Source organism: Mesorhizobium sp. M0077, assembly GCF_040322955.1.
Classification (GTDB): domain Bacteria; phylum Pseudomonadota; class Alphaproteobacteria; order Rhizobiales; family Rhizobiaceae; genus Mesorhizobium.
On sequence record NZ_JAMYUL010000022.1, the window covers coordinates 69,550 to 81,675 of the forward strand.

Genomic DNA, 12,126 nt, shown 5'->3' on the forward strand with positions numbered 1-12,126 from the left:
AGGAGAATGATCATGACTGCAACCGCGCCCCTCCGCTGGGGGATACTTGGGCCCGGCGACATCGCCAAAGCGTTCGCCCGCGGCGTGGCAGGCTCGCGCACCGGCACGATCGTGGCGCTCGGCGCCCGCAATCCCGGCAAGGCAGGCCTGGCCGAGACGTTTCCCGGCGCCCGCATCCTCGACGGTTACGACGCGCTGCTCGCCGACCCCGAGGTCGACGCCGTCTATATCGCCATCCCGCATCCCGGCCATGCCGAATGGGGAATCAAGGCGGCGGAAGCCGGCAAGCATGTGCTGTGCGAAAAGCCGCTGGCGCTGACCGCCTTCGAGGCCGACGCCATGATCCATGCCGCGCGCAAGGCCGGCACCTTCCTCGGCGAAGCCTTCATGTACCGCCTGCACCCGCAGACGGCGAAGCTGGTCGAGGTGATCCAGTCGGGCGTCATTGGCGATGTCAGGCTGATCAAGTCGAGCTTCGGCTTCGCCATGCCGGGCTTCATGCCCGAGCACCGGCTCTACGCCAACGATCTCGCCGGTGGCGGCATTCTCGACGTCGGCGGCTATCCCGTCTCCATGGTGCGGCTGATCGCGGGCGCTGCCACAGGCAAACCCTTCGCCGAGCCGGACAAGGTTGTCGGCACCGCCCATCTCGGCAAGTCCGGCGTCGACGAATGGGCCTCGGCGCTGCTGCATTTTCCCGGTGGAATCGTTGCCGAGGTATCCTGCAGCATCTCGCTCAAACAGGACAATGTCCTGCGCATCCTCGGCACCAAGGGCCGCATCGAGGTGCCGGATTTCTGGTTCGCCGGCGGCGGCAACCGCGATGGCGGCCCTGGCCGGATCGATGTAATTCTCGCCGACGACACGCGCGAGACCATCAGCCTCAACGAAACCCGCCATCTCTATTCCTTTGAGGTCGACGCCGCCGGCGAGGCGATCCTGGCCGGCAAACAGGAATTCGCCTGGCCGGGCATGGGCTGGGCCGACAGTCTCGGCACGCTGCGTGTGCTCGACAAATGGCGCGCTGCCGTAGGGCTCGAATATGAAATCGAAAAGCCGGCTAAGCGAACCAACACCCTTTCGGGCCGGCCGCTGCGCACCGGCGGCACCGCCATCGGCAAGCGCAAGATTCCGGGCCTGTCGAAGCCGGCCTCCGTGGTGGCGCTCGGCTTCGAGGATTTCCGCACCTTCTCGTCGGGCGCAATCCTGCTCGACGCCTTCTTCGAGACCGGCGGCAATCTGTTCGATACCGGCTATGTCTACGGCGCCGGCTACACCGAAACGCTGCTTGGCCAATGGCTCAGGAATCGCGGCGTGCGCGAGCAGTCGGTGATCATCGCCAAGGGCGCCCACTCGCCGCTCTGCTATCCCGATGTCATCGGCAAGCAGCTCGCCCAGTCGTTGGACCGGCTGCAGACCGACCATGTCGACCTCTATTTCATGCACCGCGACAACCCGGATGTGCCGGTCGGCGAATTCGTCGATGCGATGGACGCCGAGGTCAAGGCCGGCCGCATCCGTGGCCCGTTCGGCGGCTCGAACTGGACGATGGCGCGCATGGACGAGGCGATTGCCTATGCCGAGCGCACCGGCAAGCAGAAGCCCGGCGTGCTCTCCAACAATTTCTCGCTGGCCGAGATGCTGGAACCGATCTGGGCCGGCTGCATCACCTCGTCCACCGACGACTGGAAATCCTGGTTGACGAAAAGGCAGATGCCGAACTTCGCCTGGTCGAGCCAAGGCCGCGGCTTCTTCACCGACCGCGCCGGCCGCGACAAGCAGGACAATGAGGAACTGGTGCGGGTCTGGTATTCCGAGAAGAACTTCGGCCGCCGCGACCGCGCCATCGAGCTGGCGCAGCGCCTGGGCAAAAGTCCGATCCACATCGCGCTCGCCTATGTGCTGGCGCAGCCTTTTCCGTCGGTGCCGTTGATCGGCCCGCGCACGCTGGACGAGTTGGAGGACAGCTTGAAGGCGCTGGATATCAAGCTGTCGGCGGAGGATGTGGCGTGGCTGGATAGCGGGCCGGAACGGCGCAGGGCTTAGCAGCTAATCTCCCCCCTTGAGGGGGAGATGTCGCCGAAGGCGACAGAGGGGGTCGCCTCGCGTGGAGCGCTAACCTCCTTCTGCAGCGGCAGGTAGGCCGAGCCCAGTCGAACCGACCCCTCTGGCCTGCCGGCCATCTCCCCCGCAAGGGGGGAGATTAGCAGCTCATGCGTTCCACCTACCGATCAATCCGGGTCGACAAAATTATCGACGACGACGTCCGCTCGACCCCGTCCATCGCGCCGATCTCGTCCAGCAACGCATCCAGATCCCTGATCGACGGCGCGTCGACGATGACGATCATGTCGAAATTACCGCTCACCGAATGCAGCGTCCTCACCGGCGGCAGCGCCTGCAGCGCCCGCACCACCTTGTCGGCGAGCTTGGGCGTGACGGTGAGCAGCACATGCGCCCGCACCAGCCCCTGCTCGTAGTCCGGCGCCATCCGCACGCCATAGCCGGTGATGATGCCGCGCTGTTCCAGCCGCTCGATGCGGCTTTGCACGGTGGTGCGCGACACGCCGAGCTGGCGCGCCAGCTCAGTGGTCGACGCGCGGGCATTGGCGCGCAGCAGGGAAAGCAGTTTTTGTTCGGGTTCACTAAGCATTTCGACGAACCTTGTCGTCTTATCGCCAAAGACAGGGTACGTTTCGTACAATTCCACGCTTCCTTTCGCCAGGCAAGCTGCGATTCTCAGAAGCATGGTGCCCACCCTGCAGCGGTCTGGGCCAAAGAGCTTTTACGAGGGATCGGATCATGAAGAAAATCATCGTCGTCGGCGCCGGCAAGATCGGCTCGACCATTGCAGGCATGCTCGCCGACAGCGGCGACTACCACGTCACCGTTGTCGACCGCGCGGCGGCGCAGTTTGCCGCGGCCGAACTTCCCGCCGGCGTCGAGGGGCTGGAGCTAGACATCGCTACTCCCGGCGCACTCGAGGCCACCCTTGCCGGCGCCTTCGCCGTGCTGAGCGCCGCGCCCTTCCATTTGACCACACGCATCGCCGAAGCGGCCGCCGCCACCGGCGTGCACTATCTCGATTTGACCGAGGATGTCGTCTCGACCCGCCGCGTCAAGGAGCTGGCCAAGTCGGGCAACAGCGCCTTCATTCCGCAATGCGGCCTGGCGCCGGGCTTCATCTCGATCGTCGCCAACGATCTCGCCAGCCGCTTCGACACGCTGGAAAGCGTTCGCATGCGCGTCGGCGCGCTGCCGCAATACCCGTCCAATGCGCTGAACTACAATCTGACCTGGAGCACCGACGGCGTCATCAACGAATATTGCGAACCCTGCGAGGCGATCGTCGAGGGCGAGCTGATCGAGGTGCCGCCGCTGGAGGAGCGCGAAGAGTTCTCGCTCGACGGCGTCACCTATGAGGCCTTCAACACCTCTGGCGGTCTCGGCACGCTGGCCGAGACGCTGAAGGGCAAGGTGCGCACGCTGAACTACCGCACCATCCGCTATCCCGGCCACGCGGCGATCATGAAGGCGCTGCTCAACGACCTCGGCCTGCGCCACCGCCGCGACGTGCTGAAGGATATCTTCGAGAGCGCCCTGCCGGCAACGCTGCAGGACGTGGTCATCGTCTTCGTCACCGTCTCGGGCCGCCGCAATGGCCGCCTGCTGCAGGAAACCTACGCCAACAAGATCTATTCGCAGCGCATCGGCAACCAGGTGCGCAGCGCAATCCAGATCACCACCGCGTCCGGCATCTGCGCCGTGCTCGACATGCTGGCCGACGGCACCTTGCCGGCGACCGGTTTCGTCAAGCAGGAAGACATCGCGCTGGATGCGTTTCTCGCCAATCGTTTTGGGCGCGCTTATGCGCAGCACGAGATGGTGAGCCGGCTCGCAAGCTGAGCTACTTCACCCTCCCCCTTGTGGGGAGGGTCGGCGCGCAATCGGAGCGAAGCGGAGATGGCGAGACGGGGTGGGGGGTGAGCGCCGACGGTTGGCGAGGACCCCCACCCTGCTCCGCTCCGCGATCGACCCTCCCCACAAGGGGGAGGGTAAAGCGCCCGCTACTTCCGCAGAGCCATCGGTCGTCCGAGCAGAAACCGGATGAAGTTGCCCGCGGTCCGCGGCGCCATGCGGGGCTGCGTCGCCTGTCGTGGCGCGCTTTGCCTTCGCGCTGGCACCTTGGGTTCGACACCCGGTCGGCCCACCGTGAAGGAGGGCCCCGAGACCGGCTTCCCCCTCAACACGTTGGCGGCGTTGTTGTCATGGATGACGATGCACCATTGCGCGCCCTTCGATGCCGCCACGACGGTGTTGAAGCGCGTCGCCATTTTTGCGTGGTGCTCGCTGTAGACGCCGCTCATCGCCGGCGATCTCCTTTCGACCAGCGTGCCGAACGCCGACGTGACATAGTCGTGGTGCGTGTAGCGTCCGCTTGCCGTCTCGAAATTCTGGCCGTCCGGAAAGGCAATGTAGAGCGGCTGCAGGTCCACCACACGCTTTTCGATCTCCCGGCGCGCGTAGTGGTCGACGCGCTCCATGAAGGTCGGCGCCAGCGCGTCGTCGCTGTCGAGCCGCGTTAGCGAGACATACTCGGCATCGCTGTCGTCGTGGACGAAAGCATTGAAGCGATTGTTGTAATCGTCGCCGGCCTCGACAAGGATCGGCCTGACGTCGACACCGGCCACGCAGCTGCACACGGTGCGAATATAGTTCTCGTGCGTATCGGCATCGAACGCCACAAGGACGGTAAAATCCTTCAGCGACTGGCCTTCGAGCGACGACGCGCAATAGGTGTCGAACAACGCCAGGCGCTCGACCAGCCAGACCGGGTCGAGATTGGCGCGGCCCTTTCCGTCCCACTGGCTTGGCTTGAAGCCAGCGGCGATGTTGTAGCGTATGGCGATGTATTTCTTCAGGCCGGTGTCCATGGACCGACACTTAGTACATTCCGCTGATCTGCGACAACCAACGGCTGGGCGGCCACCCTCCCCCTTGTGGGGAGGGTCGGCTCGCGGTCGGAGCGAAGCGGAGATGGCGAGACGGGGTGGGGTGAGCGCTGACGGTCGGCGAGGACCCCCACCCCGCTCCGCTACGCGGATCGACCCTCCCCACAAGGGGGAGGGTAAGCGCACTTCAAATATGCAGCGCGTGGCCCAGCGCCTTCAGCGCCGCTTCCTGGAAGCCTTCGCCTTGCGTCGGATGCGCATGGATGGTCCCGGCGATATCCTCCAGCCGCGCGCCCATTTCCAGCGCCAGGCCGAACGCCGCCGCCAGTTCCGACACGCCTTGCCCGACCGCCTGGATGCCCAGCACCAGATGGTTGTCCGCGCGGGCGACAACACGAACAAACCCGTCCTCGCCGAGTTTCGTCATCGCCCGGCCGTTGGCGGCGAAGGGGAACTGGCCGATCTTGATTTCGCCTGAAGCCTTCGCCTCCTCCGGCGTTAGCCCTGCCGTCACCAGCTCCGGATCGGTGAAGCAGACGGCCGGGATCGAGCGCTTGTCCCAGCTGCGCTTGTGGCCGGCGACGATCTCGGCCACCATTTCGCCTTGCGCCATCGCCCGGTGCGCCAGCATCGGCTCGCCGGTGACGTCGCCAATGGCATAGATGCCGCGCATCGAGCTGCGGCACTGGTCGTCGATCTTGATGAACTTGCCGGCCACGTCGAGATCGATCTGATCGAGGCCCCAGCCCTCCGTCACCGGCTTGCGGCCGACCGTGACCAGGATCTTGTCTGCCGCGATTTTGGTGCTCTTGCCGTCCGCGGTCTCGACCAGCAGCGCGTCGCCCTTGACCCCCTTGGCCTTGGCGCCAAGCATCACCTCGACGCCGATCTGGGCCAGCCGTTTCACCACCGGCCGGGTCAGTTCCGCATCATACTGCGCCAGCACGCGCGGCAGCGCCTCGACCACGGTCACCGCGGCGCCCATTTTGGCGAACGCCATGCCGAGTTCCAGCCCGATATAGCCGCCGCCGACCACGGCGAGCTTTTTCGGCACCTCGCCGAGAGCCAGCGCTTCTGTGGATGAAATCACCGGGCCGCCGAACGGCAGGAACGGCAGTTCCACCGTCGCCGAGCCGGTGGCGATCACAACCGTTTCGGCGCGGATGATCTGGGTGCCGGTCTCGGTCTCGACCGCGACGGTCTTGCCGTCGCGGAACGTCGCCCAGCCATAGACGGTCTTGACCTTGGCCTTCTTCAGTAGCCCGGCAACGCCCCCGGTCAGCCGGCTAACAATGCCGTCCTTCCACGCAACCGTCTTGCCGAGATCGAGCACGGGCGCTGCTACCGAGATGCCGAGCGGACTGCTGCCGCCGGCCATATGCGCGACCTTCTCGAACTCTTCCGCCGCATGGATCATCGCCTTGGACGGGATGCAGCCGACATTGAGACAGGTGCCGCCCGGTTTGCCGGCTTCAACGATCACCGTATCGATGCCGAGCTGGCCGGCACGGATAGCGCAGACGTAGCCGCCGGGCCCGGCGCCGATGACCAGCAGCTTGCAGGAGATTTCTTTCATGGCGTGACCCTTTGATGCGAGGGAATGTTCCGTCGCGATCCTTCGCGCCCCCCTCTGTCCTGCCGGACATCTCCCCCACGAGGGGGGAGATCAGCAGCTTCTTCGCTTCGCTCATTCCTGCAACGATGGAGATTGGCGAAACCCTGCGTGACGTCCAATCTCCCCCCTTGTGGGGGAGATGCCTGGTAAGGCAGAGGGGGGCGCTGTCCCGCCGTCATCTCGGTCGTTCCGCCCCTCAATCCACAAATATCAGCGCTGGCGTCTCAATCAGCGCCTTGATCCGCTGCACAAACACCGCCGCATCCCAGCCGTCGACCACCCGGTGATCGAAGCTCGACGACAGGTTCATCATCTTGCGCGGGATGAACTTGGTGCCGTCCCAGACCGGCCGCACCATCATCTTGTTGACGCCGACGATCGCCACCTCAGGATGATTGATGACCGGCGTCGTCGCCACGCCGCCCATGGCGCCGAGCGAGGTAATGGTGATGGTCGATCCCGACAGCTCGTCGCGGCTGGCCGTGCCGGACTTCGCCGCTTCGGCCAGGCGGTTGAGCTCGGCCGCGCAATCCCAGAGGTCGCGCGCCTCGGCGTGCTTGACCACCGGCACCACCAGGCCCGACGGCGTCTGCGCGGCAATGCCGATATGGACGCCGCCATGCTGATGGATGATGCCGGCCTCGTCGTCGAACAGCGCGTTGATGTTGGGCTGGTCGGCAATCGCCTTGACCATCGCCCGCATCAGGAACGGCAGCAGCGTCAGCTTCGGCCTCTCCACACCCTTGCGCTTTTCCTTGTTGAGCGCCGCGCGCAACTCCTCGAGTGCTGTGACGTCGATCTCCTCGACATAGGTGATGTGCGGGATGCGTGACTTCGCCAGCGACATTTTTTCGGCGATCTTGCGCCGCAGTCCGATGACCTTGATATCCTCGACGCTGTCATTGCGCGCCAGACCCGACGCCTTCGCTACCTGCGGTCCGCGTGCCAGGAATGCCTCGATATCTTCGTGGCTGATGCGGCCGGCAGGGCCGGTACCCGACACCTGGCGCAGATCGATCCCCGCCTCCTTCGCCCTGAGCCGGATGGCGGGCGACGCCAGGGGCTTTTCGCCCTCCGGGCGCGGCGCGCCGGTGGGTGCCGCACCTTTAGATGTCGGCGCAGTACCCCCACCCCTGGCCCCTCCCCACAAGGGGGAGGGGGATTCAGTCTCAGCTGCCCGTGCGCTTTTGGCTGCTGGTGCAGGTGGTGGCGACTTGGCGTCGGATTTCGTGGCCGAAACGCCTCCCTCTTGTGGGGGTCCGGAGGACGGGCGAGACCCGTGGCTCGCCCCGGCAGGGGTGGGGGTCGGTGCCGCCGTGACCTCTGACAATTTCGAGCCTTCGCCGACATTGCCCTCCCCCGCCACTTTCAGCCGCACGATCGGCGAGCCGATCGCCACCGTGTCGCCGATCTCCGCGCCCAGCCACAGGATCTCGCCATCGACCGGCGAAGGTATTTCCACCGTCGCCTTGTCGGTCATCACGGCGGCAAGCACCGAGTCCTCGCGCACGAGGTCGCCGACCTTGACGTGCCACTCCACAAGTTCGGCCTCGGCGACGCCTTCGCCGACATCCGGCAGCTTGATGATGTGTTCGCCCATCCCTAGGCTCCCATGGTTTCGAGAAGCGCGCGGCCGACACGGGCCGGCCCCGGGAAATAGTCCCATTCCTGCGCATGCGGGTAGGGCGTGTCCCAACCGGTGACGCGCGCCACCGGCGCTTCCAGATGGTAGAAACAATTTTCCTGCACCAGCGCCGACAGCTCGGCGCCGAAGCCGGAGGTCAGTGTCGCCTCGTGCACGACGACGCAGCGTCCGGTCTTCTTCACCGAAGCGACTATCGCGTCGAGATCGAGCGGCAGCAGGGTCCGCAAATCGATGATCTCGGCATCGATGCCGGTTTCTTCCACAGCCGCCTGCGCGACATAGACCATGGTGCCGTAGGCGAGCACGGTGACGGCCGAGCCCGCCCGGCGGATCGCCGCCGTGCCGAGCGGCACCGTGTAATGGCCGTCGGCGACCTCGCCCAGTTCATGCTTCGACCATGGCGTCACCGGTCGGTCGTGATGGCCATCGAACGGTCCGTTATAGAGCCGCTTCGGCTCCAGAAAAATCACCGGATCGGGATCCTCGATCGCCGCGATCAGCAGTCCCTTGGCGTCGTGCGGATTGGACGGCACCACCGTCTTCAGCCCCGACACATGGGTGAACAGCGCTTCCGGGCTCTGGCTGTGCGTCTGGCCGCCAAAGATGCCGCCGCCGGTCGGCATGCGGACAACGATCGGGCAGGTGAAATCGCCGTTCGAGCGGTAGCGCAGGCGTGCTGCTTCCTGCGTCAGCTGGTCGTACGCCGGGTACATGTAGTCGGCAAACTGAATTTCCACGCATGGCTTCAGCCCGTAGGCGGCCATGCCGATGGCCGAGCCGACAATACCGGATTCGTTGATCGGCGCATCGAAGCAGCGGCTCTTGCCGTACTTCGCTTGCAGGCCTGCCGTGCAGCGGAAGACACCCCCGAAGAAGCCGACATCCTCGCCATAGACGATGACGCGTTCGTCGCGCGCCATCGACACGTCCATGGCGTCGCGGATCGCCTCGATCATGGTCCGTCTCGGCATGGTCAGACTCCCGCCTGCTGGCGCTGGCGCCTGAGATGCGGCGGCATCTCGGCAAACACGCCCTCGAACATCTCGCGCGTCGACGGCTTGCCGCCGGCATGCAGCGTGCCGTGGCCTTCAGCTTCCTTCTGCGCCGCGATCACCGTCTCGAGGATTTCCGCTTCGGCCTGGGCGTGACGCTCGTCCGACCAGACGCCGCGTTGGATCAGATGGTTCTTCAGCCGCATCACCGGATCGCCGAGCGGCCAGGCGTCGGATTCCGTCTTCGGCCGATAGGCCGACGGATCGTCCGAGCTCGAATGCGCGCCGGCACGGTAGGTGACATGTTCGATCAGCGTCGGCCCGAGATTCTGCCGCGCCCGCTCCGCCGCCCATTTGGCCACGGCATGCACGGCGAGATAATCATTGCCGTCGACGCGCAGCGCCGGAATGCCGAAGCCGAGGCCGCGCGCGGCAAAGGTGCCGGAGCCGCCACGCGCAATGCCTTGAAACGTCGAGATCGCCCACTGGTTGTTGACGACGTTGAGGATGACCGGCGCCTTGTACGTCGAGGCGAACACCAGTGCGGAATGGAAATCGGATTCGGCCGTCGAGCCGTCGCCGATCCACGCCGCCGCGATTTTCGAATCGTTGCTGATAGCGGAAGCCATCGCCCAGCCGACCGCCTGGATGTATTGCGTCGCCAGATTGCCGGAGATCGAGAAGAAGCCATGCTCCTTCGACGAATACATGATCGGCAATTGCCGCCCTTTGAGCGGATCGGCCTCGTTGGAATAAATCTGGTTCATCATCGTGACCATCGGATAGCCGTCGGCGATGAGCAGGCCGGCTTGCCGATAGGTCGGGAAATTCATGTCGCCTGGCGCCAGCGCCTTGCGGAAAGCGCAGCTCACCGCCTCTTCGCCCAGATGCTGCATGTAGAACGAGGTCTTGCCCTGGCGCTGCGCCATCTGCATGCGCGCATCGAAGCTGCGCAGCGTCATCATGTGGCGCAACCCCTCGAGCAGCTCCTCGTCGGTGAGCAGCCCGGCCCACGGCCCGACCGCCTCACCGGTGCGGTTGAGCACGCGGATGATCGAAAACGCCATGTCGCGGATGGTGCGCGGATCGACATCGATGTCCGGTCGCGGCACCGAGCCGGCCTTGGGGATCGGCACGTTGGAGAAGTCGGGCGTTCCGCCCGGCCGCACTTCCGGCTCCGGCACATGAAACCGCAACATCCCAGCATCGGTCATGACCATGGTCCTCCCATTTGCTGCGTCGATATTTGCACATCCGCGCGCCCGGCACAGCGCCAATTCATGGGGCGCCGCAACCCATCCGGCGTCACGGCCGGCAGGCGACCCCAAGATGCAGATATGTCTGCGAAATTTCTTGTCGATGTTGGGGAGCAGCGCGCAATTAGGCGCAAAGTTTTGCAGGATTTCCGGTAGATAGTCACTTCACGGCATCCGGGAGAGATAAAGCACCAAGGTCGGCGAACTCGCGCTTTCCTCTCCCCGTGATCGGGGGAGAGGTGTCGAGCGAAGCTCGACGGAGTGGGGGTCGACCCTTGGGCGCTAGGCAATGCTTGAAATAGTGCCCTTCCTTTGTCCGTTCGCGGCGATTGCCACGTGGCTCCCCCACTCCGTCTCGGCTTCGCCGAGCCACCTCTCCCCCCTCCGGAGGGAGAGGAAGGCAATAGGGTCTCGAACTCTCTGGAGAACGTTCACTCCGCCCTCTCCCCATGCTAACCACCGCTAATGGCGCAGAAAAAAGGATACGAAGTCGATTCGTGGCTGGCGAAGCCGGACGCGCGCATATCGATCGTCCTGCTTTACGGACCCGACCGCGGCTTGGTCGCCGAGCGGGCCAAAGCCTTTGCCGCGAAAACCGGCCTGTCGCTCGACGATCCGTTCTCAGTCGTCCGGCTCGATGGCGCGGAGGTCGATCGCGACCAGGGCCGGCTGCTGGACGAAGCCCGGACCGTGCCGATGTTCTCCGACCGGCGGCTTCTGTGGGTGCGCAACGCCAGCGGCCAGAAGCCGCTGGCGGAGGACGTCAAGGCGCTGACCGCGGAGCCCGCGCGCGACGCGATCATTCTCATCGAGGCCGGCGACCTGAAAAAAGGCGTCGGGCTGCGCGCCGTGGTCGAGGCGGCCGACAACGCCATGGCGCTGCCATGCTATGCCGATGAAGCGCGCGACATCGACAGCGTCATCGACGACGAGTTGCGCAAGGCCGGCATGTCGATGGCGCTCGACGCACGCCAGGCGCTGCGCCGCAATCTCGGCGGCGACCGGCTGGCCTCACGCGGTGAGATCGAAAAACTGGTGCTTTATGCCCACGGCCAGAAGGACATCAGCCTCGACGACGTAAGGGCGATGTCCGGCGACGTCTCCGGCGCCTCCTTCGACGACGCGGTCGATGCTGTGCTGGAGGGCAGGATCGGTGACTTCGACACCGCCTTCACCCGCCACTGCCTGTCCGGCGGCCATCCTTTCCTGGTACTGTCCTCGGCGATGCGGCAGCTGCAGCAGCTTCAGGTCATGCGCGGCCAGATGGACACCGCCGGCCGCAACGCCGCCTCGGCAGTGGCCGGCGCCCGTCCGCCGGTGTTTTTCTCGCGGCGCAAGCTGGTGGAGAAGGCGCTGGAGCGCTGGAACGTCGAGGCGCTCAGCCGCGCGCTGAACCGGCTGCAATCGGCCGTGCTGCAGACCAGGCGCAGGCCGGATTTGTCGGAAGCGCTGGCGCGGCAGGCGCTGCTCGGCATTGCGGTGGAGAGCGCGAGGCTGGCGCAGCGGTGATCTCCCCCCTTGAGGGGGAGATGTCGCCAAAGGCGACAGAGGGGGTCGCGGCGGGTAGTGTGCTGAGAGTTCTGCAAATTCGCTGAGAGAGGGCGGTCATGGCAGGCTGGTGATGTTCAACGTCACCGATTCCCTGGAAGGAACGCCACCATGACCA

Annotated in this window: 9 protein-coding genes; 3 read left to right on the forward strand and 6 right to left on the reverse strand. The window is 65.3% G+C overall.

The features are described 5' to 3' along the window. Positions 1-12: 12 nt before the first annotated feature. Positions 13-2,046: an aldo/keto reductase gene (locus NKJ57_RS28520; RefSeq protein WP_352513601.1), complete on the forward strand. Its 2,034-nt coding sequence runs from the start codon at positions 13-15 to the stop codon at positions 2,044-2,046. Between the two features lie 178 nt (positions 2,047-2,224). Here the strand turns inward: NKJ57_RS28520 and NKJ57_RS28525 are convergent, their stop codons facing one another. Beyond that, positions 2,225-2,653: an Lrp/AsnC family transcriptional regulator gene (locus tag NKJ57_RS28525; protein ID WP_352513602.1), complete on the reverse strand. Its 429-nt coding sequence runs from the start codon at positions 2,651-2,653 to the stop codon at positions 2,225-2,227. 149 nt (positions 2,654-2,802) lie between these two features. On the opposite strand from NKJ57_RS28525, the gene NKJ57_RS28530 reads away from it, so the two are divergent. After that, entirely contained in the window at positions 2,803-3,906 is a 1,104-nt protein-coding gene (locus NKJ57_RS28530) for a saccharopine dehydrogenase family protein (RefSeq protein ID WP_352513603.1), read from the forward strand. Positions 3,907-4,067: 161 nt separating this feature from the next. Here NKJ57_RS28530 and NKJ57_RS28535 read toward each other — a convergent pair whose 3' ends face one another. The 5 genes from NKJ57_RS28535 to NKJ57_RS28555 form a co-directional block, all read right to left on the reverse strand. Further along, a complete protein-coding gene (locus NKJ57_RS28535; protein ID WP_023702534.1) occupies positions 4,068-4,934 on the reverse strand; it encodes a glycosyltransferase in 867 nt (288 codons plus the stop codon). A gap of 205 nt (positions 4,935-5,139) precedes the next feature. Further along, the gene (lpdA, locus tag NKJ57_RS28540; protein ID WP_023710314.1) at positions 5,140-6,528 is read right to left on the reverse strand and encodes a dihydrolipoyl dehydrogenase; all 1,389 of its coding nucleotides are present in this window, start codon (positions 6,526-6,528) and stop codon (positions 5,140-5,142) included. Between the two features lie 235 nt (positions 6,529-6,763). Next, positions 6,764-8,167 carry a dihydrolipoamide acetyltransferase family protein gene (locus NKJ57_RS28545; protein WP_023702532.1) on the reverse strand — a complete coding sequence of 468 codons (1,404 nt, stop codon included), beginning with the start codon at positions 8,165-8,167 and terminating at the stop codon, positions 6,764-6,766. Positions 8,168-8,169: 2 nt separating this feature from the next. Next, complete coding sequence (locus tag NKJ57_RS28550; protein WP_023745906.1) at positions 8,170-9,183, reverse strand: alpha-ketoacid dehydrogenase subunit beta; 1,014 nt, start codon at positions 9,181-9,183, stop codon at positions 8,170-8,172. 2 nt (positions 9,184-9,185) lie between these two features. Next, complete coding sequence (locus NKJ57_RS28555; RefSeq protein ID WP_023710316.1) at positions 9,186-10,418, reverse strand: 3-methyl-2-oxobutanoate dehydrogenase (2-methylpropanoyl-transferring) subunit alpha; 1,233 nt, start codon at positions 10,416-10,418, stop codon at positions 9,186-9,188. A 507-nt stretch (positions 10,419-10,925) separates the two neighbouring features. Here NKJ57_RS28555 and holA point away from each other — a divergent pair. Further along, positions 10,926-11,969: a DNA polymerase III subunit delta gene (holA, locus tag NKJ57_RS28560; protein ID WP_023750940.1), complete on the forward strand. Its 1,044-nt coding sequence runs from the start codon at positions 10,926-10,928 to the stop codon at positions 11,967-11,969. Positions 11,970-12,126: the final 157 nt, after the last annotated feature.